Genomic DNA, 23,590 nt, shown 5'->3' on the forward strand with positions numbered 1-23,590 from the left:
TTATACCGCAAAGTTGATATAATCTAAAATTATATTAGGATTTACTCCAAATACAATTATAATCAAAGCTATGAAAGATAAAATTATTATCTTAGATAAACTAACCTTTATGTCTTTAGCTTCATTTTCTTTACTTAAAAAGCTATTTCTAAACATATTTAACATATAAACAGCTCCAAGTATCACAACTAAAGTAGCAAAAACTCCAGCCATCTTACTAGCTGCAAATACTCCATAAAGAACCAAAAACTCACCTGCAAAGCTTATAGTAAGTGGTAAAGAAATTGATGAAAATAATAAAACTCCAAAAATAAATGTCAAATAAGGCATATGTTTAGCTAAGCCCTTTAACTCACTTAGATTATAAGTTTTGTAATTATCTTTTAAAATTTCAGCGTAAAAAAACATTGCCCCACTTACAATAGCATGAGCTACCATATAAACAACAGCTCCACTTAAAGCAATTGGATGCATAGAAAAAATACCTAAACAAATAATTCCTAAGTGTGATATTGAACTCATTGCACTTAATTCTTTATAATTTTTCGCATTGCTTGCTAGAAGTGCTGCATAAATTGCTGAAATTATACATAATGTATAAATTATCCCACTAAATTCATTAATGCTAACAGCAAATAAAGGAAGGCAAAACTTAATCATTCCAAAAGGCGCCATTTTAAAACTTGCAAGCATTACAGAAACAAAATTAGGTGCTTTTGAATAAGTTTTAATAGCCCAACTATGAAATGGAAAAATAGGAGCTTTTATAGCAAATGCTAAGAAAAATCCTATAAATAATAAAGTATTTTCAATAGGACTTAAATTTGTAGTTGAGAAATAACTAATATCAAAATTTAAAATCGCATCATTAACTCTTGCATTATAAGCTAGATAAATCATAGCAAGTAGCATAAAAATTGAGCCTAAAAATGCAAATACAAAAAATGACCTAGCTAGTTTTGCTTCATTGTTTTTAACCATTAAATATAAAAGTGGAAATAATGAAACTTCCCAAAAAATATAAAATAATAAAGCATCATTTGCTAAAAATAAACCATTCATACAAGCACTTAAAATCATAGCACTTATTAAAAAGTCTTTTGTTTGTTTAGAAAAAAAGCACATTGACAAAAATAGCATTAAATTTGCAACAAAAGCTAAAGTAAATGCTATCTCATCAGCTTTTAAATTAATCCCAAAATTAAAAGCTTTTATTAAAGTATAGTTAAATGTATGAATTTCATCAATTATCACATAATAATTAAGGCATAAAATTATAAAAGAAAATAAAATTCCGCTAATTTTAGAAGCCTTATCATTTATAAAATATGCACTAACCCCAAAAATTAAAGGTAAAAATATCAATAAACTAAGCATATATCACCACCATTGTTAAAAGTAAAAACACACAAAATGCACAAATAAACACAATGTGAAGAGTTAAGTTATTGTTTTTGTTCTCACAAGAAACAAGATTTAAAAGCTTTTTAGGACATTCAAAAATAAATGAATATAGACCTTCTTCAAATCCTGTTAATACTTTAGCTAAACATTTATAAGGTTGTATGAAAATAATCTCATATAATTTAGGTATGTAATATTCATTTTCTAAAAGCTTTTTATATTTACAATTGCAAGTTTCTTTTGCACCATTTTTATAAACTACTATAGCTAAAACTATTCCTACTATAGCAACCACTAAAGAAATAGCAATTAATACATAATTATGGTGTAATTCTTGCATAGGAATTCTAATAAATTCAAAGAATTGACTATCCCAAAAACCTGCAATAATTGCTAATATTGCTAAAGGTAGCATTGCAATTAATGCTATAGGTTTTGCTTCGTGTGGATGGATTGTGTGATTTTTTGGAGCAAAAAATACCATCATTAATAGTCTAAAACTATAAAACGCTGTTAAAAACGCTGTAAATAATAAAACAGAATATAAGCCAAAATGCTCTATTACAAATGCAAAATCTAAAATCTTATCTTTTGAGAAAAATCCTGCGAATGGATAAATACCACTTAAAGCTAAACTTGCAATTATCATTAAAACTGCTGTAACTTTCATAGGTTTATACAATTTACCCATTTTGTAAATGTTTAATTCATCGTGCATTGCGTGCATAATATTTCCAGCACCTAAGAATAATAATGCTTTAAAAAATGCGTGAGTTACTAAATGAAATAATGCTATTTTATAAGCTCCTAAACCACAAGCTACGAACATATATCCAAGTTGAGAAAGTGTAGAAAATGCCACAATTCTTTTTAAATCTTTTGCAGCAATTGCCATTGAAGCAGCAAATAAAGCTACAAAAGCACCTAAACAAGCTATAAAATAACTTACATTTGGAACTTGCGAAAATAAATCGTGAGAGCGAATTACCAAATAAACACCAGCAGTTACCATCGTAGCAGCGTGGATTAATGCTGAAACTGGTGTTGGACCTGCCATCGCATTTGCTAGCCAAGTATGGAATGGAAATTGAGCTGATTTACCCATAGCACCAACAAATAGTAAAGCAGCAATTAAAGTTAATAAATTAGGATTTAACATTTCGTGAAAGCTTAATATAGCAAATACTTCTTTATAACTTAAAGTTCCGAAATTAAAATATATTAAAAATATTCCTAAAAGCATTGCAAAATCGCTTATTCTATTCATAATAAAAGCTTCATTTGCTGCTAATGAGAATTTTTCATTTTGATACCAAAAGCCGATTAATAACCAAGAGCATAGACCAACGCCTTCCCATCCAACAAATAGTAATAAGAAATTATCACTCATTACTAAAATTAGCATACAAAATACGAATAAGCCTAAAAATGCAAAGAATTTATTAAAACCTTCATCGTGCTCCATATAATAAATACTATAAAAATGCACACAAGTAGCAACTAATGTTACAACGCACATCATAGTAAGGCTAACAGAATCTATTAAAAAGCCGAAATTAACATTTAAAATTCCTATCCAATGACCCAAACTAATATACAAATTCTTATCTGCTAAATAATATAAAGATATAAAAGCAAAAATACAAGCTAAAAGCATTAAATAAGAACAAAAATAACCTATTACTTTATTTTTTGGAGAAAAAGAATAAATTCCTGCAAAAATTGCACTTAATAATGGTAAAAATAAAACACATAATAAACTCATTTGCACTCTCCAAAATCTAGACTTTTATCGCGTCTATATTTAATCACACAAAAGCTAAGCCCAATAGCTACTTCGCAAGCTGCTATTGCCATAATAAAAATAGCAAAAACTTGCCCATCTAAAGCATTGTGCATTTTTGAAATTGCTACAAAAGCTAAATTTGCAGCATTTAACATTATTTCAGTAGATATAAAAAACATTATTAAATTCTGTCTTTTTAATACTCCTACTAAACCAATCAAAAACAATACAATTGATAATAATAAATAATTCATTGTTCTTCCTTTATCTTCTTTGCTACTAGCACAATAGCTGCTATTATTACCATTAGTAAAACCACTGCAACTATCTCAAAAGCTAAAAGGTATTTTGTAAATAAAATAATCCCTAAACTACGAGTATTTTCAAGCTCTTCACTAACCAATAAACTTGATTGAGATAAATTTAACTTAAATCCTAAAGTCATAATTATCATAAGAACACTCGCTAAAATACTTAAACTAAAAAAAGTTTTTTTATGTTTTAGCTTTTCTTTTAATTCTTTGCTTAAATCAAAAAACATCATAGCAAAACTATAAAGCCCTAAAACAGCACCACTATATACTATAATTTGAGCAGCACCCAAAAACTCTGCTCCTAATAAAAAATAATGAGCGCTTAAAAATACCATTCCACAAGCAAGAGAGCTAAGAGAATATAAAATATTTTTAGAACTTACCGCAATTATAAAAAATCCCGCAACTAAAGCAGCGAAAATATAAAATATAATTAACTCAAACATCTTTTGCCTCTTTATTCGTTTTATCTTCTTTTGTATCGCTAGAATTTGAAATTGAAGCTTCACTTTCTCTTGCTTTCATTACATCATAATAATTTGGTGTAACCTTTACAAAATCATCAGCATCAGCTCTTAAACTTCCAGCACCTTCAAATTCAACTTGATTAATTAGATTATCAATTGGAGTTAATATATCTTTTTTATGTGCGAAATATGACCTTTGCTCTGCTGCATTTTCATATTCAACACCATGCACGATAGCAAGTTCAGGACAGACTTCAGCACAAAATCCACAATAAATACAACGACCAAGATTAATAGAATAATTACTTACTAATTTTCTACCATCATCGCCTAATTTTGTCTCCATTCTAATACAATTTGAAATACAAATTTTTTCACACAACCCACAACCAATACAGCGTTCATTTTCGCTTTCAATAAATCTTTGCAATCTATGCACAGCACGATAACGATTATCTAATTTGATTTTTTCCATTGGATATTTAATAGTTGCTGAATTACCCCTTTTTAAGGTTTCATTAATTATAAATGCTAAACCGCTGATTAAATCAGTATTTAAACATCTTTTAACACTTCTTATAAATTTTTCATAAGGAGTAAGAATTAATTTTCTTTTTTCATCTACTACATAATATTTTTTCATATATTCTCCTTATAAAGCCAATAACGCAGTTATGATTAAATTCGCACCCGCAACAGGTAATAATATCAAATAGCTCATTCTCATAACTTGATCAGCCCTTAAATGTGGGAAAGTCCCCCTAGCCCAAAAATACCAAGAAAATACAAAGCATATTTTTAAAATCATAGCAATAGCGCCTGGTATGAAATAAAAATCGTTATATCCACCTAAAAATAATAAAGTAATCAAAATTGAGCCTAAAATCATACTAGCGTATTCACCTATAAAAAACATTCCCCAGCGAAGACCACTATATTCAGTGCCATAACCTGCAACCAATTCAGGGTCGTTTTCTGCTAGACATAAAGGAGTTCTGTTTGTTTCAATAAAAATTGCTATTGTAAATAAAACAAATGCAATTGGTTGTTTAAATACTAACCAAGATAAAATTCCACCTTCTTGATAAGCGTTAATATCAACTAAGCTCATAGAACCAGTTAATAAAACAACAGCTAATAAGCAAAGACCACTAACGCCTTCATAAGATATGATAGTAACAAGCCCCCTAGCACCACCTATTAAAGGATATTTACTAGAACTTGACATACCACCTAAAAATATAGCATAAGCACAAAGTGATGAGCATCCAGCAATGTATAAAACCGCTATATTTACATCAGCAATAATTGGTTTTATCGTATGCCCAAATAATGTAAATTCAGGAAAAATCGGCACAGCAGCAAAAGCCATAAAAGCACAAATTGCTGATACTAAAGGAGCTACTTTAAATACTTTACTATTTGTCATATATGGGATTAAATCTTCTTTTGTAAATAATTTAATCATATCAGGAACAATTTGTAAAACACCAGCAGGTCCTACCATATCAGGCCCAAGTCTTCTATGAACATAACCTAAAACCTTTCTTTCTAAATAAGTTGCAAATCCAGCTAATGAAGCAAAAATTGCAATTACTAAAAGACATTTAATCAGCGTAACGATTATAAAAAACATAGTCTCACTCATAGCTAATTTCCTTTATATTTAACGCATAGTAGCGTCTTGTTTTAAAGAATTTATAAGGATTAATCTTATCATCAAAAGTAGGTAAATAAGCACCATTTTCAATATTCTTATCTAAAACTACTTTTATAATAATTTCATCTTTATCATCATAAATCTTAACCATAGAATTTTCTTTTAAATTATGTTTAGCTAGATAATCTTTACTTGCGTAAAGTGAAGCACATTCGTTAAAAAAGCTTGATTTATTAGTATATTTTGATAGATTTCCAATTGGATTTGCAAGTATTACAATATCATCTTTTTTACATTCGCAAGTTGATTTTATATTTTGTGGAATTTGATTATCTTGTTTTAAATTCTTTACAAACTCACAAGTATCAATTAAATACCCACGATGATTATTTCCTGCATTATCATAATGATTTGTCAAATCATCAAAAGCAATATTTAAAAAGCCTTTATCTTTAGGTAATTGCTCTGTATATTCAATCGTATAAAGTGCATCTAATCCAAGAGCATTTGCTAAATCATTTAAATAATATCCTTTAAATTTAAGTGCAGCATTCGTAGGAACAAGCCTTTTATCATAATTTACAAATGTTCCTTCTTGCTCAAGTAGATTTGAACTAGCAAGATTATTATGCTCATCATTTGAGAATGAGAAATCTCCACGCTCATTATATCCTAGCGTAAAACCATCACTAGCTTTACTTAATTTACACAATAAACTTACACCTAAAGTATTAGTGCGTGGTGGGATTAACATAACTTTAAAATCAGTTAATTTTTGAATATTTGCAAGTAAATACGCTAAATATTTTGCATTTTCATGGTAAAAATAATCATTTCCGATAATTAAAGTAAAATTAGCTTTTTTAAGTAATAAATCTTTTAATTTATCTTCATCAAATCCTAATTCTTTAGCTAGGCTTGATTTTTTGATTGTTTCTTGCTTTTTCTCTTTAATCTCATTGCCTTCAGCATCTTTACTTTTAACTTCTACTTCAATTTGTTCTTCATAAAAAGCATCTTTGATATATGCTAAATCCTGCGGCAAGTCTTTTGCAAAATATTGTAAAATAAATTCTAAAACTTGAGCTTCTTTACCATAATCACAATTTACACTTACGAAATTCTTAGCAATTTTTGAAAATTTTGTATCTTTAATAGGATGAAAATAAAGTCCAGCACCCTTATTCATAACAATTGCATTATTTACCTTATAAGATAAAGTAGGATTATCGTGTCTTAAAAAACTTCCTGCAATTACGATAAAATCAGATTTTTTAACATCATCACTACTTGCATTATAAAAACTACCTGAATGAGCGCAAAAAGTCTTTAAGAAATCTTGAAAACATAAAGCTTCATTATTTACTAAATTAAAGCCATATTTTTGTCTAAGTAATTCTAAAATATATGCTTCTTCATTTGTTATATAGCTATTAAATTTCACATTTTTAATTTTATTATCTTTAAACAACGATACTAAGCGATTAAACTCTACTTCATCTTTACCTTTACAATCGCTTGCTATATCATAAGCAAATCTTGCAGCCTTATTTAAAGTAGTAAAATGAAAATCATTTGAAACTCTATAAACCATCTTAGTATTATCTTTAATACTTTTTTGTTTAACATCATAATACATAAGCTCACAATCACTACTATGTGGATTACTAGCAGGTATGCGAGTAAGTTCCCAAGCATTTGAGCGATATTGAAAATTCTTATTAATAATTGCACCAGTCGGACAAACGCTAACACACTCAGCACATTCTTGACAATCTAAAGTCGTTCCATTTTGTGGAGCTATTAGTGATTTTTGAAATTTTGTCCAAACTGCATAAGCATCTTTACTCATAGTATCTTTAAAATCTTTATCAGGTGCATCTCCACCACGAGCTATAGTTTTTAACTCACTATCTCCGATTTTGTCCTTACATACGGTAATACATCTTTCACAAACTATACAAAGACTTGGGTCATATTGTAAAGCACCCCAATCTTGATGTCTTCTATCTATTTCTTTTATCCAATGATTTTGAGTATCTACTTGTGCTTTATGCGTGAAATTCTGTAATTCACATTCTCCACTTTTATCACAAACTCCGCATTGTAATGGGTGATTTATGCAATAAGTTTGCATAATAGCATTTCTTTCGTCCCATAATTCTTTAGTATTGCTTAATACCTGCATTCCATCTTTTACTTTAGTATTACAAGCGTATGAGCGTTTGCCATCAATTTCAACCATACACATTCTACAAGCTAAAGTTGGGCTGCAATCATTTAAATAGCAAATTGCAGGTATGAAAATATCATTAGCACGAGCAACTTGTAAAACATAATCGCCATCATTAGCTAAGCATTCTTTACCATTAATGTTAATTTTCATTGCTTACTCCTTTAACCACACAAGGACTAAACGCATAAGCATTATCTTTTTTACTTAATGCAAATAATCCTTTTAAACTATTATCAATTTTTACTTTCTTTTTTAATGTTTTAGTTTTTGTTTTAATTTCTACTAAATCAAATTCTTTAATTTTTGCAAGATTTGCAAAAGCTGGACTTACTATAAAATCATCATTATCTAAACATTCATATAAAATAAGCCCATTATTATCATCTAATTCAACCAACTCAACATCTTTTAATTCATAATCAAACATAAGTTTTAAATCAAAATGTTTAGCCAATTTACTTGCAAAATAATATATATTTTTGTCTTTATGATAAAGCAAATTACTATCTAATAAAATTAAATCAGCACTCTTTAAAAACTCTAAAATCTCACTAGCTTCTTCTTCTCCAAAACAACTCTCAGCACTAAGTTCGCCTATATCAAATTCGCTTAAATTAAGCATAGTGCAAAACAATGCTAAAACATAGCTTTCGGTTCCTAGTTCGCATTTATAAAATTTTTGTTTTAATCTCTCATCGTAAAAACTACCGATATTTACTATTTTATCTTGGCTAAAATGACTTAAGACTTCTTTACTTGCATAATTTAAGAAGCTTAATATTTTCATTTTGCTTCCTTTTTAATAACTATAGTCCAATCACTTTGATTAAACTTAAGTGAGTTCATCATCTTACAATTATTATTAGCTACAAATTCATAAGATTTATCAATATTAGAAAAATCTCCGATTTCAAATAAAACAACCAAAACTTCATTAGCTTTAGCATTATCAATATGAGTTTTTAAATCAGCAAATAAATCTTTACTTTTTCTAAGGTCAATTCTTCTCATCTATCAATCTCCCCTAAAACAATATTTGTTGAACCCATAATAGCCACAACATCAGCCACATAAGTTCCAACCAAAAGCTCTTCATAAAACGAACAATGCCAAAAACTAGGAGTTCTAGCTTTAAGACGATAAGGTCTAGTTGAACCATCACTTTTAATAAAATATCCAAGCTCTCCTTTAGGACTTTCTGTTGGCACATATACATCTCCAACAGGTGGGCGAAGACCTTGAGTAACTAATACGAAATGCTGCATTAAAGAATAATTTTGGGTCATAATTTGTTCTTTACTTGCACTTACAAATTCTTTATTGTTGCAAATTAATTCAGGAGAACTCTCTCTATACATAGGCACTAATTGTCTAAGTATTTTTACACTCTCACGAAACTCTTGCATATAGCATTTATATCTTGCGTAAGTATCTCCTTGGTTTGCAAAAGGAACACCAAATTGAACTTCATTATAAAGTAAATATGGCTCTTCTTTTCTAATATCCCATTCAATTCCACTTCCACGAAGCATTACTCCGCTACAACCCCAGCTTAATGCTTGTTCTTTTGTAACAACCCCAACGCCTTCTGTTCTAAGACGCCAAATTCTATTATCATCAAGTAAGGTTTCATAATCTTTTACATCGTTTAGGAATTTATCACAAAATGCTAATAATTCTTGAGTGAAATTAGCTGGTAAATCAAGCATTGCACCACCTATTCTCATAGATGAATGCGTAAGTCTTGCACCACAATATTTTTCTATTAAATCCATAACATATTCACGCTCTCTAAAGCAATATAAAAATACAGTCATTGCTCCAATATCAAGTGCGTGAGTTGCAAGCCATAATAAATGACTGGCAAGTCTATTTAATTCTAATAACATCATTCTAATGATTTGAGCTCTTCTAGGAATTTCTAAACCACAAAGCTTCTCAACAGCTGCTACATAAGCATAGTTATTTGCACTTGCTGCTACATAATCCATTCTATCAGTAGTTGGAATAAATTCTTGATAAATCATATTTTCAGCCATTTTTTCCATACCACGATGCATATAACCAATCATTGGAGTGCATTTAACTACTTTTTCCCCATCAAGCTCTAACACTAATCTTAAGTTTCCGTGTGAGCTTGGGTGCTGAGGACCAAGATTTATAATCATTCTGCCATCTTCTTTACTAAAGGCTACATTTTCATAATAAGGTTTTAACTTTGATGGTATTTGCATTATCTTCTTCCTTCTATGAATTTTGAATCAGCACGCTTAACTTTCTTAACAAACATTACGCCTTCATCTTCTTGATATTCTTGTTTATAAGCAATACTAATAGGCTCAGCTCCTTTTGGAACTTCGTGATAAATTCTAGAAAAATTATTTGTATCATTACAATCAACTCTTCCTGAATCACGATTTTCAGGCCCTACAACTTCACGATATTCCTTACCAAAAATTCTATCTATTTCATACCATTTGGCAAATTCATCTCCTTCTAAAGGATAAGATTTTTTAAGCGGATAATCAAACCAATCATCAGGCATTAATAGTCTTTTTAAATTAGGGTGATTAATAAAATTTACACCTAACATATCATAAGCTTCTCTTTCAGACCAATTTAAACCCTTAAATACACAAACTCCACTTTCAATAGTTTCATCTGCCTTACAGGTTGTAACTATTCTAAGTCTTTGTTTTTTATTTATATTTAATAAAAGATATTGAACTTCATAAGAATTATCTTTAGCTAAATAATCAGAACAAATCAATTCAGTAAAAGTTGTAAAACCTAAATCTTTAGCCTTTCTTAAAGCCTTTAAATTATCTTCTTTATTGATTATAAAAACTGCAATATCAAGCTCAATAAAAGAATTTAAAACAGAAAAATTATTATTAAACTCATCAAATAAATATTCAAATTCACTACCTTTTATATCAATTTTAGTAGTTTGTGGTGCGTGATAAAATCTATCTTTGTAGTAGTCTTGCTTTTGCGCATTAATCTTGTCTTTATATTCTCTCATTACACCAACCTTTTTGCTGCTATTTTTTTAGATATTTTTTCTTTTCTAATTTTCTTTTGAAGTATCATTAAAGCAAACTGAAAACTTTCAGGGCGTGGAGCACAACCAGGAACATAAATATCAACAGGAACTATCCTATCAACACCTTGAACCGTTGAATAAGTATTAAACATACCACCAGTGTTTGCACAACTACCAACAGATATAACCCACTTTGGATCAGGCATCATATCGTATAATCTTCTTGTAAATTCTGCATGTTTTTTACTAAGAGTTCCAGCTACAAGCATTACATCGCTATGTCTTGGACTTGCTCTAAAAATAGTTCCAAATCTATCAAAATCATACCTTGAACCACCACCAGCCATCATCTCAATAGCACAACAAGCAAGACCATAAGAAAATGCCCATAAAGAGTTACTTTGACCCCAACCAACTAACTTATCTACCGAAGTTAAAGCTATTGGCATTCCATTTGTGTTTAATTGATGCTCTGCCATTGTAACGCTCCTTTTTTATACGCATAGATAAAACCAACTAAAAGTAAAACAAAAAAACAAACCATTTCAATCAATGCAAAAAGTCCTAATTGCTTATACATTAAAGCCCAAGGATACATAAAAACAACTTCTATATCAAACAAGATAAAAATTAAAGCAAAAATAAAAAATTGTGAATTTATTTTAACTGCTTGTTTTTGCGGTAAAGGTCCGCACTCATAAGGTCCTAAGCCTAATTTTTTTCTATTTTTTCTAGCTAAAGAATTTCCTATTGTTTTTGCTAAAAAAACTAGTCCAAAAAATAAGCCTGTAGCAATAACTAACATTGCTAAAATGCCGAAATACTGAATATCCACATCTGAACTAGACATTTTAATTCCTTTCAAAATTTTTTTGGATTTACTAAAAAATAATTCGTAAATGATAGTGAAAAAAACTTAATTATTTCTTGTTCTCAATTAAGGTTAAAAGTATTAAAACTTTTTTAAGAAAAATATTATATAATCACGACTTTTTAATAAATTTTTTGAAAGGATGAAACGTGCCTACCATAAATCAATTGGTTAGAAAAGAACGCAAAAAAGTGATTGTTAAATCAAAATCACCAGCGTTAAAAGATTGCCCACAAAGACGTGGCGTTTGTACAAGAGTTTATACTACAACTCCTAAAAAACCTAACTCAGCGTTAAGAAAAGTTGCAAAAGTTAGATTAACAACAGGATTTGAAGTTATTAGTTATATTGGTGGTGAAGGACACAACCTACAAGAACACAGCATCGTTTTAGTGCGTGGCGGAAGGGTTAAAGACTTACCAGGTGTTAAGTATCACATCGTTCGTGGTGCTTTAGATACTGCAGGTGTTGCAAAGAGAACAGTTTCAAGATCAAAATATGGAACAAAAAGACCAAAGCCAGGTCAAGCAGCAGCTCCTACAAAAGGCAAAAAATAAAAACGAGTTTCACAGATTTGCAGCTTAGATATGCGGCATAATTTGAGTAAATTATAATTTAAAGTTGAAGAGGAAAAAATGAGAAGAAGAAGAGCACAAGTTAGAGAAGTTCTAGCTGATCCTATTTATGGTAGTAAAGTAATTACAAAATTTATTAATTCATTAATGTATGATGGTAAAAAATCTGTTGCTACTGAAATTTTATATGGTGCGATTGATTTAATATCGTCTAAAAATAGCGAAGTTAAAGGTATAGATATATTTAATGATGCTATTGAAAATGTAAAACCTGTTTTAGAAATTAAAGCACGCCGTGTTGGTGGTGCAACTTATCAAGTTCCTGTTGAAGTTCGCCCTGTTCGCCAACAAGCACTAGCAATTCGCTGGATTATTCTAAACGCTAGAAAAAGAAGCGAAAGAACAATGATTGAAAAATTAGCAGGTGAGTTAATGGATGCAGCAAATAGCAAAGGTGCAGCATTCAAGAAAAAAGAAGATACTTACAAAATGGCAGAAGCGAACAAAGCATTTGCACATTATAGATGGTAAAAAGGAGTTAAAATGGCAAGACAAACTCCTTTATCTCGTGTTAGAAATATTGGTATTGCTGCGCACATTGACGCAGGTAAAACTACAACATCAGAAAGAATTTTATTCTTTACTGGTATGAGTCATAAAATTGGTGAAACTCACGAAGGTACAGCTACAATGGACTGGATGGAGCAAGAAAAAGAGCGTGGTATTACAATTACTTCAGCTGCTACAACTTGCTTTTGGAAAGACCACCAAATCAACCTAATTGACACCCCAGGCCACGTTGACTTTACTATTGAAGTTGAGCGTTCAATGAGGGTTTTAGATGGTGCTGTATCAGTATTTTGCTCTGTTGGTGGAGTTCAACCACAAAGTGAAACCGTATGGAGACAAGCAAATAAATATCATGTTCCAAGAATAGTATTCGTAAATAAAATGGATAGAGTTGGAGCAAATTTTTATAATGTTGAAGCACAAATTAAAAATCGTTTAAAAGCTAATCCAGTTCCAATTCAAATTCCAATTGGTGCTGAAGACACATTCCGTGGTGTAGTTGATTTAGTAAAAATGGTTGCTTATGTTTGGGATGATGATAAAAAACCAACAGATTATACAGAAATTGAAATTCCAGCTGACTTAAAAGAAAAAGCTGAAGAATATAGAACAAAATTAGTAGAAGCAGTTGCTGAAACTAGTGAAGAACTAATGGATAAATACCTAGGTGGAGAAGAATTAACAAACGATGAAATCTACAAAGGTATCAAAAAAGGTTGCCTTGATTTATCAATTATTCCTATGTGCTGCGGAACTGCATTCAAAAATAAAGGTGTTCAACCACTACTAGATGCTGTTGTAAAATACTTACCAGCTCCTGATGAAGTTGCAGATATTCGTGGTCAATATGAAGACGGCACAGAAACAAGTGTTAAATCAACTGATGATGGCGAATTTGCAGGATTAGCATTCAAAATTATGACTGACCCATTCGTTGGACAACTTACTTTCGTTCGTGTTTATCGTGGAAAACTTGAAAGTGGTAGTTATGCTTACAATGCAACAAAAGATAAAAAAGAAAGAATTGGTCGTTTATTAAAAATGCACTCAAACAAGCGTGAGGAAATTAAAGAACTTTATGCTGGAGAAATTGGTGCTATCGTAGGTCTAAAAGATACACTAACAGGTGATACTTTAGCAAGTGAAAAAGATAAAGTAATTTTAGAAAAAATGGATTTCCCTGATCCTGTTATTAGTGTTGCAGTTGAACCAAAAACTAAAGCTGACCAAGAAAAAATGGGTATCGCACTTAATAAACTTGCACAAGAAGACCCAAGCTTTAGAGTTTCAACTGATGAAGAAAGCGGACAAACTATTATTTCAGGTATGGGTGAATTACACCTTGAAATTATCGTAGATAGAATGCTTAGAGAATTTAAAGTTGATGCTGAAGTAGGTAAGCCACAAGTTGCTTATCGTGAAACAATCCGCCAAAGTGTTGAGCAAGAATACAAATATGCAAAACAATCTGGTGGTCGTGGTCAATATGGACATGTATTCTTACGCCTTGAGCCACTTGAGCCAGGTAAAGGATACGAATTCGTTAATGATATTAAAGGTGGGGTTGTTCCAAAAGAATATATTCCTGCAGTTGATAAAGGTATTCAAGAAGCATTACAAAATGGTGTTTTAGCTGGATATCCTGTAGAAGACGTAAAAGTTACACTATTTGATGGAAGTTATCACGAAGTTGACTCAAGCGAAATGGCATTTAAATTAGCTGCTTCAATGGGCTTTAAAGAAGGTGCTAGAAAAGCTGGTGCTGTAATACTTGAACCTATTATGAAAGTTGAAGTTGAAACACCTGAAGATTATATGGGTGATGTAATTGGAGATTTAAATAAACGCCGTGGTCAAGTAAATAGTATGGATGAGCGTGGTGGAAATAAAATCATCGCAGCATTCTGCCCACTTGCTGAAATGTTTGGATATTCAACTGACTTAAGAAGCCAAACACAAGGTCGTGCTACATATTCAATGGAATTTGACCACTATAGTGAAGTTCCAAGAAATGTTTCTGAAGAAATCATTAAAAAAAGAAATATGTAATATCTAAACTAGGGATTAAAATCCCTAGTTCTTCAAAAAATAATAATCAAATCTTTTAGTCCTCATAGCTCAGCTGGATAGAGCGTAGAATTCCTAATTCTAAGGCCACAGGTTCAAATCCTGTTGGGGACACCACTTAATATTGATTTTAAAATATATATTTAAGCTTCTAAAGTATTTTTTATAATTATTTATATTTTTATCTTTACTTATAAAAACATATAATAAGAATTAAAATATTTAAAAAATTACTAAGAAACAATCATAAATAAATAGCGAGTGATAAAGCATAAAACCTAAAAGGCACAAATAAAGCGTTTCTACTATATTTATGTGAGATATAACCAATCTAATAATTTAACTAAATGTATAAGTGATTTTGCATTCTCTTTATTAATTACTATTAAAAAATACTCTTAATATTTTAAAATATTAATTCTTATATATTAAATCGTATTTTTAAGCACTAATTTTAAGCTTAATATATTGATTTGTATACTAAAATTGCAAATGCCAATGCAGTATAATTTATGTATTTTAATTCTAAAATGTTTAAATATATTATTTCCAATTAACTAAACTTGCAATTAACAACAATCTTAAATATCCACGAATAAGACTATGATTATTAAATGTAACCAAGATAGAGAAAATAATATTGTAATTATTAGCATATAAATTAAAGCTTTATACCATAAGTTTAAATAAATATAAGAGCAGTTGTAACACTTGAAATAAAAAAGCTTTTATTACCAATAAAAATATATATTATAAATTAAATACTACAAACCTTATCATTATTTTATAAATACTATCTCTATACTTTTCTAATTTATAACATATACTTAAAATAATTATCTATATATTATTTATAAATAATTTAAAATAATACTTTTAAAATTTTATAAAATAATATATAAAAAATATATATTTTTTTAAATTAATAGTATGAAAAACTATATTAATTTATTTAAATAAAATTAATAATTTAGGTAATTAATTAATAAATATTATTAAAAGATAATATATTTTATTTAATTATTAATATTAGTTAGTATAATTCAGTTTTAATTTATTTTTAAGGAGATTTTATGACTTTTACAAAACCTAGCGATAGGCGTTTGGCTTTATCTTTTTGGATTGGAATTCTAGCTGGAATATTCGGTGCTATTGTGAAATGGGGCTGGGAAGTGCCATTTCCACCAAGAAATCCTAATTTTGTTTGGCCTCTTGATGCATTAGAAAGAACCACTCCACCTAAAATATTTTTAGAACAAATTGGTATGCCTACCGATTTTACTTATATGTTTTCAGGTATGGATATGCCTTTATCAATTTTCATTGTTCATGTTGGATTTTCAATCGTATTTGGTGTTATGTATTGTATGATTGCAGAAATTTGGCCTCGTATTAAAATGTGGCAAGGTGCTGTATTTGGATTCTTCGTATATTTATTCGCGCATGTAATTGTAATGCCTTTAATAGCACAAGTTCCACCTTTATCACAAATTCCATTTGATGAACATTTATCAGAAATATTTGGACATATTGTATGGCTATGGGGAATGGAAATAGTAAGAAGAGATATAAGAAATAGAATTACAAAATCACCTGATATTGAATAAGCTTTACACACCTTTTATAGGTGTGTAAATTAATTTTTATTTGCACTAGCTTTTATAGCTTTTATAAAAGCACTTCTAACAGCTTCATCTTCTAAAATATTAACACCTTTTATACTAACTCCAGCTGGAGAGCATACGCCTTCTTTAATTAATGCTGGATGATTATTAGCAATTAAACTCTCAAAACTAGCAAATAATGATTTTACCAACTCATAAGATTTATCGTTTTTAAGCCCTATACTAACTCCACCATTAGCTAAAGCTTCAGCAACTAATGCTAAAAACGCAGGGGCGCAACCATTAATAGCCATAGCTAAATTAAGCTCATTTTCATTCTCACATTCTATTGCCACCCCAAAACCTTTAATAATATTTAAAGCTAAATCAAAATATTTATGAGTTTTATCTCCTACATAAGTAGTGCAAGATTTATTGTATTCAGCAGCAATATTTGGCATAATTTTTAAATAATATTCAGATGCAATTACTTTTAAACTATCAATACTAATTCCTGCTAAAGGACTAATGATAATTTTTGCAGTTTTACCTAAAAATTTTTTACTAACTTCATCTAAATTATATGGCTTAAAGCATAAAATACAAATCTTATTAGCAATATCAAATTCTTCATAAGAAATACAATTTTTAATACCTACATTTAATTTATTTCTTACTACAAAAACCACATTAAAATTTGAATTCTCTAATCCTTTAGCAATAGCTTTCGCCATTTTGCCATTGCCAAGGATATAAATATTTTCATTCATTGCTTTAGTTCATTCATATTTTGTTGTAAGAAATTTTTAATCTTTTCTGTTGGATGATAGAATGGATATTGAGTTGGGTCTAAAATAATTTGCGCCATAGTGTTATTATCGTGGTTTAAAATCACTGGAGCTAACATATTTATAGTAGATTCTTCAACGCTTTTATTTAAAATCAAAATATTATAAATTTCAATATTTGAACTAGCTGTAACTTCAAGTAAAGCTTTGTAAGAAAGTGGCATATCAAATTCGTATTCTTTACAAATAGCATAAGGATTTAGCATAGTAAATGTAAAACCTCTACCATCAACACTCTTTAATCTCGCGAAACAATCATACATTTTTTCTAACTCTACTTTTGTAGTATCTTCAAAACCTAATATAGGAAACTTAACTTCAAATATCATTATTTCTCCTTTAAAAAAATATCCTAAGTATATAATAAATATTTAACATTAGAACTTATAATCGCCTTTTTAAAGGAAAATAAATGAAAAAACTTAATATTTTTTTACTAATTTTAACGATATTTTTTAGCGCTTGTGCTAGCAATAAAAAAGATATGTTTGATGATTATAATTTAAGCGATAGTGCTTGGTTAGAAAAAATCATTGAAAGTGTAAAAAAGAATGATTTAGAAAAAGCAGATAGTGATTATATATCTTTGTATAGCGAGCATATAAATAGCCCACTTTTAGCAAGTGCTATGCTAATTTTATCACAAGCACACGCAAATGAGCACGAGTATTTATTAGCAAATTATTACATAGATGAATATATAAAGCTATATGGTAATAGCCAAAATTACGAATGGCTAAATTATCTTAAAATTAGAAATAATTTTTATGCTTTTTCATTGCCTAATAGAAATCAATATTTGCTTTTAGACTCAATTAAAGATGCTGATATTTTCTTATCTACTTATAAAAATTCAAAATATACGCCTTTAGTAAATAGTATTAAGACTAAATTAAATCTTACTCAAATTATGCTAGATACTGATATTAGGAATTTATATAGAAGAATGGGACATGATATAAGCGAAGAAATCTATGATAAAAAGATTAAAGATAGTGATTTAAACGATATTAAATATATAAAACCAAGACTTCCTTGGTATAGAAGATTATTTGAAAGCAGCTACGCACTTTGATTTAGGAATTTAATTCCTAAATTTTATTTAATTAAAATTCCTTAACACAAAATCATCATTAAGTCTATCAAAATCAATCGTTTTAATGCTTTGCTTTAGATTAGCAATATTTGGCACTTCTAGGAATTTTTGCAAATAATATTTATTTTTATAACCCTTTTTTCTTAAATACTCATTCATCTTAAGCACTTCATCAACGCTAAGTAAGTCAAAATGCCAAGTAGTTCTTATTTCAAATTCTGCTTTAAAATCTAGCAAAATATCTAAAGTCTTATCAAACTCATCAAAATAATCAAGCCCCGTAAGAGCTTTTAGTTTCTCTTTAGGGGCTTTAAAGTCAATAGCAAAATAATTTGCTAAATCATTTTCTAAAATATTTTTAATTACATTAGGATTTGAGCCATTGCTATCAATTTTAATTAAATAACCTAAGCTTTTTGCTAATTTTATATAATCTAATAAATTAGCAGAATTAGTGCATTCTCCACCACTAAAAACAACCCCATCAACTAAGCCTACCCTACTTTCTAAAAAGCTTTTTAATTGATTTTTACTTACATTAGAAAAACCATTGATAATATGCTCGTTATAGCAATATTTACACCTTAAATTACAACCTGCAATCCACACTATGCAAGAGATATAATTAGGATAATCAATCACACTAAAAGGGGTAATATCATAAATCATTTGATAACAAACATTTTCCTTTCTTTATGTTCGCCTTTTTTGCCTAGATTAAAGCTTTCTACGGGTCTATGATAACCCATTACTCTAGTATAAACCATACATTTTGTTCTTTTTTCGTTATTTTTCATTTTTTCTCCTTTAATAATTCATCACATTTAGGGCAATACTCATGCTCTCCTGCAATATATCCATGTATTGGACATACGCTAAAAACAGGCGTTATCGTAAAATATGGCAAACGATAATTATTCGCTATTTTTTTAACCAATCTTTTACAAATTTCTTTGTTTTCTAATCTTTCTTTCATATAAAGATGAAGAACGGTTCCACCCGTATAAGCACACTGCAAATCATCTTGCATATTGAGTGCAAAAAATGGATCATCAGTGTAATTTACAGGTAGTTGAGTGCTATTTGTATAATAAATCTCATCGCCATTTCCTGCTTGGATAATATCTTTAAATCTTTTTTTATCTTCTTTAGCAAAACGATAGGTCGTCCCTTCTGCTGGAGTGGCTTCAAGATTATATAAATTACCTGTTTCTTCTTGAAATTGCTTAATTTTTTCTCTAATATAATTTACTAATTTAATGCAAAAATCTTTTCCTATTTCTGAACTTATATCATAAGCATCATTGCTAAAATTCCTAAGCATTTCATTAGCCCCATTTATCCCTATGGTTGAAAAATGATTATTAAAACTTGGCAAATACCTTTTAGTATAAGGATAAAGCCCCCTATCATACATTTTTTGAATGAAAGCCCTTTTTAATTCAAGACTATCACGGGCTAAAATTAATAGCTCATCTAAGCGTTTATAAAGACCCTTTTCATCTGCTTTATACAAATACCCCAAACGAGCTAGATTAATAGTAACTACACCAATACTTCCTGTCATTTCAGCACTTCCAAAAAGCCCACCACCACGCTTTAACAATTCTCTTAAATCAAGCTGAAGCCTACAACACATAGAGCGAACCGCATTTGGTTTATAAGCATTTTCATCTTCTACTTTATTGCCAAACTCATCTAATTTATATTGTGAGCCTAAGAAATTTTGAAAATATGATGAGCCCATTTTTGCTGTATTTTCAAAAATCGCATCAGCTACTTCGCTATTCCAATCAAATTCTTCAGTAAGATTTATAGTAGGTATTGGAAAGGTAAAAGGCTGATGATTTTTATCGCCTTCGCTTAAAACTTCATAAAATATCCTAACAATTCTTTGCATTTCTTCTTCAAAATCACCATAAGTTAGCTCTTCTAGTGAGTTTTTGCCACGCATTTTTGCCTTTTGTTCTAACTCATCATCTTTTATGCCCTTAAAAAAATGAATATCATTAGTGGTTGGAAATTGATTTTTTAAATCTTGCGGACAAACTATGTCTAAAGTAATATTAGTAAATGGACTTTGCCCCCAACGAGCAGGGACATTTAGGTTATAAACAAAACTTATTAAAGCCTTTTTAATCTCTAAATCACTCAATTTATCTTTAAAAACATAAGGAGCAAGATAAGTATCAAAGCTTGAAAACGCTTGAGCTCCAGCCCATTCGCTTTGTAAAATACCCAAAAAATTAGCCATTTGCCCTAAAGCTTCTTTAAAATGCCTAGGAGCTTTGCTTTCAACCCTACTTCTTACCCCATTAAATCCTTCATTTAATAATACTCTTAAACTCCAACCCGCACAATATCCACTAAGACAATCTAAATCGTGTATATGAAAATCAGCATTCCTATGTGCTAAGCCCATTTCATCACTATAGACATTATCTAGCCAATAGTTTGCAATTACTTTTCCTGCAGTATTATTTATAAGTCCTGCGTGAGAATAGCCTGTGTTTGAATTAGCATTAATTCTCCAATCGCTTTTGTTTATATATTCACTTATTGTATTTGAGCAGTTAATATAAGTGCCATATTCTAGGTCTTTTTCACGACGAAGCTTTCTAGTGTGTCTATAAAGCATAAAGCTTTTCAATACTTCAAATTCTTTTTCATTAAATAGTGTTTTTTCAATTTTATCTTGTATTTCTTCAACGCTTACTAAGTCTTTGCTCTCACACTCTTTAATAACTAAAGATATTAAAGAATTTGAAGCTTCTTTATTACAACTTGCGTAAGCCTTTTTGATAGCGTTTTCTATTTTATAAGGTTTAAAAACTTCTTTTAATCCATTTCTTTTAAGTATCATTTTGATTGTCCTTTTTATAATGAATATTTTCATTTTATTTTTAAAAGTTAAAGAAAAGTTGCTACTAAGTTAAGCCAAAATCAAACTGAAACTTTAAAGTAATTAATAATAATTTTAAAATATTTAAAACATTTATCGTATCGGACTTTGTTTGATTTTGATAAAAAGAATTTAAAATAAGAATTTTTTAAAAATTTTAATTATTTGACTATTTTAATAATAATTATTATAAATAGTCAAATATGTTACATATTGTAATGATTTTAATTAATTTTTTACTTTATCTGGGTAATTTTGACACATTGCAATAATACCACCTGATAAATTAAGAGCGATTTTTTCTTTTTGATTTAAAAACTCACATAAAAATGCACTTCTTGCTCCACTTCTACACATAATTACTAATGTTTTAGAATTATTTTTAATAATCTCATCAAAGTCTTTTTTGATAATTTCTTCATCAGCTGAATTAAAATCTATAGGATAAAGTAAAGTATCTTCTAAACTAAATTCATCAATTTCTTCTTGAGTTCTAATATCTACTATTAAATGTTTGTCAAAATCTATATCTTTTGCATTGATATTTATATTCATATTTTATCCTTTGTGTAAATTCGTAACATTTTTTATCTAATTTATTATTAAAAATTATCAAAAAAATATTTTTTTGGTTATTATGAGTGAATATTATCTAAAAAAGGAAAAAAAATGAGCAGGTATTTTAAAAGCCTTATTTTTTGGGTTATTGTAGGATTAATCCTAGGAATTGTTGTTGGAGCCATGCCTCCTATTAAAATAGAAGCACTTGGAATAGAAAATCTAGCTATTTGGTCTAAAGTGTTTATTGATATGTTTATTAAAGCATTAAAGCTTTTAATTGGACCTATCATTTTTGTAATGATTATTCTAGGAATAGTTGGACTAGGAGATATTAAAAAAATCGGCGGAATTGGTGTTAAGGCTGTAATTTACTTTGAAGTAGTAAGCACACTTGCTCTAATCGTAGGTATATTTATGGCAAGAATTATGCAACCAGGAGTTGGTATGAATCTTGATATAAATGCTTTAGATGCGTCAAGTGTTGATAAATATGTAAAAGCTTCTCAAGGTAGTGAAAGTAGTTTTTGGGGAGTTTTAAAAGGAGCAATTCCACAAGATTTAGTAAGCCCATTTACAGATGGAAAAACATTGCAAGTTTTATTTATAGCATTATTTACAGCATTTATTGTAATAACTTTAAAAGAACAAGATAGAGAATATATCAAAAAAGCTTTAGAAGTGTTCCAATCATTTGTATTTAAAATTCTTACTTTAATTATGTATTTTAGCCCACTTGCTACATTTGGTGCTATGGCTTATCTAATATCAAAATTTGGCTTAAGCTCACTTGTAAATATGGGATATTTATTATTTGTTATGCTTGCTGCTTGCTGTGTATTTATATTTGGAGTTTTAGGAATAATTTGTTATGTGGCTAAAGTAAATATATTTAAATTCATTAGATTTATAGCTAAAGAATTATTAATCGTATTTACAACAAGCTCAAGTGAGAGTGCATTATTACCACTTATGAAAAAATTAGAAAAAGCAGGAATTGATAAAAGCTGTGTTGGTTTAGTTTTACCTACTGGATATAGCTTTAACTTAGATTGCACAAATATTTATCTAGCTATGGCTGTAATATTTTTAGCACAAGCATTTAATATAGATATTAGCTTATGGCAAGAAATTACAATTTTACTTATATTAATGGTTACTAGTAAAGGTGCTGTTGGAGTAACAGGAAGCGGCTTTATCGTTTTAGCAGGAACTCTTAGCTCATTAGGAGATAATTTAATCCCTGTTGCAACAATCACCGTTTTATTAGGAGTTGATAAGTTTATGAGTGAGATGAGAGCGTGTGGAAACTTATGCGGTAACTCTGTTGCTTGCTTAATAGTTGCTATATGGAATAAACAAATAGATATGGAAAAATTCCGCTACGCACTAGACCACCCTAATGATTTTAAAATACAAGATTAGGAATACTTTTTGCTTTTGATATCCTGCAATATGAAAGGATATCAAATGCAAGTGTTAGAACAAGCTTTTTCTTTATTTGCTGTGCTAGTTTGCATAGCAACAATTTTTATTAAAAAAAATAATGAAAACCAAGAAAAATAAGGTTTTACCTGAATTAAGGA

General features: G+C 29.2%; 25 protein-coding genes and 1 tRNA gene. 7 read left to right on the forward strand and 19 right to left on the reverse strand.

Translation table 11 applies throughout. From position 1 onward, the window contains the following. Genes KJR01_RS04555 through KJR01_RS04615 form a run of 13 tightly spaced genes read right to left on the reverse strand, consistent with a single transcriptional unit; the run spans window position 1 to window position 11,763 of the window. The gene (locus tag KJR01_RS04555) at window positions 1–1,377 is read right to left on the reverse strand and encodes a complex I subunit 4 family protein (protein WP_214117474.1); all 1,377 of its coding nucleotides are present in this window, start codon (window positions 1,375–1,377) and stop codon (window positions 1–3) included. After that, on the reverse strand, window positions 1,370–3,175 hold the full coding sequence (gene nuoL, locus KJR01_RS04560) for an NADH-quinone oxidoreductase subunit L (RefSeq protein ID WP_502756448.1): 1,806 nt from the start codon (window positions 3,173–3,175) through the stop codon (window positions 1,370–1,372). The genes KJR01_RS04555 and nuoL overlap by 8 nt, the downstream gene beginning before the upstream one ends. Next, window positions 3,166–3,444, reverse strand: coding sequence for an NADH-quinone oxidoreductase subunit NuoK (gene nuoK, locus KJR01_RS04565; protein ID WP_214117476.1), 279 nt, complete (start codon window positions 3,442–3,444; stop codon window positions 3,166–3,168). The genes nuoL and nuoK overlap by 10 nt, the downstream gene beginning before the upstream one ends. Continuing rightward, on the reverse strand, window positions 3,441–3,950 hold the full coding sequence (locus tag KJR01_RS04570) for an NADH-quinone oxidoreductase subunit J (RefSeq protein ID WP_214117477.1): 510 nt from the start codon (window positions 3,948–3,950) through the stop codon (window positions 3,441–3,443). Before KJR01_RS04570 ends, nuoK begins: the two co-directional genes overlap by 4 nt. Continuing rightward, window positions 3,943–4,614, reverse strand: a complete 672-nt coding sequence (gene nuoI, locus KJR01_RS04575) for an NADH-quinone oxidoreductase subunit NuoI (protein WP_214117478.1) — start codon at window positions 4,612–4,614, stop codon at window positions 3,943–3,945. Before nuoI ends, KJR01_RS04570 begins: the two co-directional genes overlap by 8 nt. Before the next feature lie 9 nt (window positions 4,615–4,623). Next, window positions 4,624–5,619: an NADH-quinone oxidoreductase subunit NuoH gene (nuoH, locus tag KJR01_RS04580; protein WP_214117479.1), complete on the reverse strand. Its 996-nt coding sequence runs from the start codon at window positions 5,617–5,619 to the stop codon at window positions 4,624–4,626. Next, window positions 5,612–8,017, reverse strand: coding sequence for an NADH-quinone oxidoreductase subunit G (locus KJR01_RS04585; protein WP_214117480.1), 2,406 nt, complete (start codon window positions 8,015–8,017; stop codon window positions 5,612–5,614). Before KJR01_RS04585 ends, nuoH begins: the two co-directional genes overlap by 8 nt. Then, complete coding sequence (locus tag KJR01_RS04590; RefSeq protein WP_214117481.1) at window positions 8,007–8,654, reverse strand: hypothetical protein; 648 nt, start codon at window positions 8,652–8,654, stop codon at window positions 8,007–8,009. Before KJR01_RS04590 ends, KJR01_RS04585 begins: the two co-directional genes overlap by 11 nt. Further along, entirely contained in the window at window positions 8,651–8,878 is a 228-nt protein-coding gene (locus tag KJR01_RS04595) for an NADH-ubiquinone oxidoreductase subunit E family protein (protein WP_214117482.1), read from the reverse strand. The genes KJR01_RS04590 and KJR01_RS04595 overlap by 4 nt, the downstream gene beginning before the upstream one ends. Then, complete coding sequence (gene nuoD, locus KJR01_RS04600) at window positions 8,875–10,101, reverse strand: NADH dehydrogenase (quinone) subunit D (protein ID WP_214117483.1); 1,227 nt, start codon at window positions 10,099–10,101, stop codon at window positions 8,875–8,877. The genes KJR01_RS04595 and nuoD overlap by 4 nt, the downstream gene beginning before the upstream one ends. Next, entirely contained in the window at window positions 10,101–10,892 is a 792-nt protein-coding gene (locus KJR01_RS04605; protein WP_214117484.1) for an NADH-quinone oxidoreductase subunit C, read from the reverse strand. The genes nuoD and KJR01_RS04605 overlap by 1 nt, the downstream gene beginning before the upstream one ends. Next, window positions 10,892–11,392, reverse strand: a complete 501-nt coding sequence (locus KJR01_RS04610; protein WP_214117485.1) for a NuoB/complex I 20 kDa subunit family protein — start codon at window positions 11,390–11,392, stop codon at window positions 10,892–10,894. The genes KJR01_RS04605 and KJR01_RS04610 overlap by 1 nt, the downstream gene beginning before the upstream one ends. Then, on the reverse strand, window positions 11,374–11,763 hold the full coding sequence (locus KJR01_RS04615) for an NAD(P)H-quinone oxidoreductase subunit 3 (protein ID WP_214117486.1): 390 nt from the start codon (window positions 11,761–11,763) through the stop codon (window positions 11,374–11,376). The genes KJR01_RS04610 and KJR01_RS04615 overlap by 19 nt, the downstream gene beginning before the upstream one ends. A 170-nt stretch (window positions 11,764–11,933) precedes the next feature. Here KJR01_RS04615 and rpsL point away from each other — a divergent pair, with 170 nt between their 5' ends. The 5 genes from rpsL (at window position 11,934) to KJR01_RS04640 (ending at window position 16,603) form a co-directional block, all read left to right on the forward strand. Beyond that, a complete protein-coding gene (gene rpsL / locus KJR01_RS04620) occupies window positions 11,934–12,341 on the forward strand; it encodes a 30S ribosomal protein S12 (RefSeq protein WP_214117487.1) in 408 nt (135 codons plus the stop codon). Between the two features lie 78 nt (window positions 12,342–12,419). Beyond that, window positions 12,420–12,890 carry a 30S ribosomal protein S7 gene (rpsG, locus tag KJR01_RS04625; RefSeq protein ID WP_214117488.1) on the forward strand — a complete coding sequence of 157 codons (471 nt, stop codon included), beginning with the start codon at window positions 12,420–12,422 and terminating at the stop codon, window positions 12,888–12,890. 12 nt (window positions 12,891–12,902) lie between these two features. Then, window positions 12,903–14,978, forward strand: coding sequence for an elongation factor G (gene fusA / locus KJR01_RS04630; RefSeq protein ID WP_214117489.1), 2,076 nt, complete (start codon window positions 12,903–12,905; stop codon window positions 14,976–14,978). A 58-nt stretch (window positions 14,979–15,036) separates the two neighbouring features. Then, window positions 15,037–15,113 (forward strand) — tRNA-Arg (locus tag KJR01_RS04635). A 956-nt stretch (window positions 15,114–16,069) separates the two neighbouring features. Next, complete coding sequence (locus KJR01_RS04640) at window positions 16,070–16,603, forward strand: YagU family protein (protein ID WP_214117490.1); 534 nt, start codon at window positions 16,070–16,072, stop codon at window positions 16,601–16,603. A gap of 29 nt (window positions 16,604–16,632) precedes the next feature. Here the strand turns inward: KJR01_RS04640 and KJR01_RS04645 are convergent, their stop codons facing one another. Both KJR01_RS04645 and fliW read right to left on the reverse strand, forming a co-directional pair. Next, on the reverse strand, window positions 16,633–17,370 hold the full coding sequence (locus KJR01_RS04645) for a pyrroline-5-carboxylate reductase (RefSeq protein WP_214117491.1): 738 nt from the start codon (window positions 17,368–17,370) through the stop codon (window positions 16,633–16,635). Next, on the reverse strand, window positions 17,367–17,777 hold the full coding sequence (gene fliW / locus KJR01_RS04650) for a flagellar assembly protein FliW (protein WP_214117492.1): 411 nt from the start codon (window positions 17,775–17,777) through the stop codon (window positions 17,367–17,369). Before fliW ends, KJR01_RS04645 begins: the two co-directional genes overlap by 4 nt. 83 nt (window positions 17,778–17,860) lie before the next feature. Between fliW and bamD the strand changes: the two genes are divergently transcribed. Further along, the gene (gene bamD / locus KJR01_RS04655; RefSeq protein WP_214117493.1) at window positions 17,861–18,523 is read left to right on the forward strand and encodes an outer membrane protein assembly factor BamD; all 663 of its coding nucleotides are present in this window, start codon (window positions 17,861–17,863) and stop codon (window positions 18,521–18,523) included. Between the two features lie 27 nt (window positions 18,524–18,550). Here the strand turns inward: bamD and KJR01_RS04660 are convergent, their stop codons facing one another. From KJR01_RS04660 to KJR01_RS04675, 4 genes are all read right to left on the reverse strand, one after another. Next, window positions 18,551–19,213 carry an anaerobic ribonucleoside-triphosphate reductase activating protein gene (locus KJR01_RS04660; RefSeq protein WP_214117494.1) on the reverse strand — a complete coding sequence of 221 codons (663 nt, stop codon included), beginning with the start codon at window positions 19,211–19,213 and terminating at the stop codon, window positions 18,551–18,553. After that, entirely contained in the window at window positions 19,210–19,341 is a 132-nt protein-coding gene (nrdD, locus tag KJR01_RS10375) for an anaerobic ribonucleoside-triphosphate reductase (protein ID WP_214117495.1), read from the reverse strand. Before nrdD ends, KJR01_RS04660 begins: the two co-directional genes overlap by 4 nt. Continuing rightward, on the reverse strand, window positions 19,338–21,407 hold the full coding sequence (locus tag KJR01_RS04670; RefSeq protein ID WP_284444065.1) for a ribonucleoside triphosphate reductase: 2,070 nt from the start codon (window positions 21,405–21,407) through the stop codon (window positions 19,338–19,340). Before KJR01_RS04670 ends, nrdD begins: the two co-directional genes overlap by 4 nt. Before the next feature lie 267 nt (window positions 21,408–21,674). Further along, window positions 21,675–22,001, reverse strand: coding sequence for a rhodanese-like domain-containing protein (locus KJR01_RS04675; RefSeq protein ID WP_214117496.1), 327 nt, complete (start codon window positions 21,999–22,001; stop codon window positions 21,675–21,677). A gap of 114 nt (window positions 22,002–22,115) precedes the next feature. Between KJR01_RS04675 and KJR01_RS04680 the strand changes: the two genes are divergently transcribed. Continuing rightward, entirely contained in the window at window positions 22,116–23,429 is a 1,314-nt protein-coding gene (locus KJR01_RS04680) for a cation:dicarboxylate symporter family transporter (RefSeq protein ID WP_214117497.1), read from the forward strand. Window positions 23,430–23,590: the final 161 nt, after the last annotated feature.

The organism is Campylobacter sp. 2018MI10, assembly GCF_018501175.1.
Lineage (GTDB): Bacteria > Campylobacterota > Campylobacteria > Campylobacterales > Campylobacteraceae > Campylobacter_E.

Excerpts from the sequence above, each read along its gene's own strand:
- KJR01_RS04660 (WP_214117494.1), bottom strand. The coding sequence starts at position 19,213 with ATGATTTATGATATTACCCCTTTTAGTGTGATTGATTATCCTAATTAT.
- nrdD (WP_214117495.1), bottom strand. The coding sequence starts at position 19,341 with ATGAAAAATAACGAAAAAAGAACAAAATGTATGGTTTATACTAGAGTA.
- nuoK (WP_214117476.1), bottom strand. The coding sequence starts at position 3,444 with ATGAATTATTTATTATTATCAATTGTATTGTTTTTGATTGGTTTAGTA.
- KJR01_RS04605 (WP_214117484.1), bottom strand. The coding sequence starts at position 10,892 with ATGAGAGAATATAAAGACAAGATTAATGCGCAAAAGCAAGACTACTAC.
- fusA (WP_214117489.1), top strand. The coding sequence starts at position 12,903 with ATGGCAAGACAAACTCCTTTATCTCGTGTTAGAAATATTGGTATTGCT.
- nuoH (WP_214117479.1), bottom strand. The coding sequence starts at position 5,619 with ATGAGTGAGACTATGTTTTTTATAATCGTTACGCTGATTAAATGTCTT.
- KJR01_RS04590 (WP_214117481.1), bottom strand. The coding sequence starts at position 8,654 with ATGAAAATATTAAGCTTCTTAAATTATGCAAGTAAAGAAGTCTTAAGT.
- nuoI (WP_214117478.1), bottom strand. The coding sequence starts at position 4,614 with ATGAAAAAATATTATGTAGTAGATGAAAAAAGAAAATTAATTCTTACT.
- KJR01_RS04585 (WP_214117480.1), bottom strand. The coding sequence starts at position 8,017 with ATGAAAATTAACATTAATGGTAAAGAATGCTTAGCTAATGATGGCGAT.
- KJR01_RS04555 (WP_214117474.1), bottom strand. The coding sequence starts at position 1,377 with ATGCTTAGTTTATTGATATTTTTACCTTTAATTTTTGGGGTTAGTGCA.
- KJR01_RS04640 (WP_214117490.1), top strand. The coding sequence starts at position 16,070 with ATGACTTTTACAAAACCTAGCGATAGGCGTTTGGCTTTATCTTTTTGG.
- KJR01_RS04675 (WP_214117496.1), bottom strand. The coding sequence starts at position 22,001 with ATGAATATAAATATCAATGCAAAAGATATAGATTTTGACAAACATTTA.
- KJR01_RS04610 (WP_214117485.1), bottom strand. The coding sequence starts at position 11,392 with ATGGCAGAGCATCAATTAAACACAAATGGAATGCCAATAGCTTTAACT.
- KJR01_RS04615 (WP_214117486.1), bottom strand. The coding sequence starts at position 11,763 with ATGTCTAGTTCAGATGTGGATATTCAGTATTTCGGCATTTTAGCAATG.
- KJR01_RS04595 (WP_214117482.1), bottom strand. The coding sequence starts at position 8,878 with ATGAGAAGAATTGACCTTAGAAAAAGTAAAGATTTATTTGCTGATTTA.
- KJR01_RS04670 (WP_284444065.1), bottom strand. The coding sequence starts at position 21,407 with ATGATACTTAAAAGAAATGGATTAAAAGAAGTTTTTAAACCTTATAAA.
- bamD (WP_214117493.1), top strand. The coding sequence starts at position 17,861 with ATGAAAAAACTTAATATTTTTTTACTAATTTTAACGATATTTTTTAGC.
- rpsG (WP_214117488.1), top strand. The coding sequence starts at position 12,420 with ATGAGAAGAAGAAGAGCACAAGTTAGAGAAGTTCTAGCTGATCCTATT.
- nuoD (WP_214117483.1), bottom strand. The coding sequence starts at position 10,101 with ATGCAAATACCATCAAAGTTAAAACCTTATTATGAAAATGTAGCCTTT.
- fliW (WP_214117492.1), bottom strand. The coding sequence starts at position 17,777 with ATGATATTTGAAGTTAAGTTTCCTATATTAGGTTTTGAAGATACTACA.
- KJR01_RS04645 (WP_214117491.1), bottom strand. The coding sequence starts at position 17,370 with ATGAATGAAAATATTTATATCCTTGGCAATGGCAAAATGGCGAAAGCT.
- KJR01_RS04680 (WP_214117497.1), top strand. The coding sequence starts at position 22,116 with ATGAGCAGGTATTTTAAAAGCCTTATTTTTTGGGTTATTGTAGGATTA.
- KJR01_RS04570 (WP_214117477.1), bottom strand. The coding sequence starts at position 3,950 with ATGTTTGAGTTAATTATATTTTATATTTTCGCTGCTTTAGTTGCGGGA.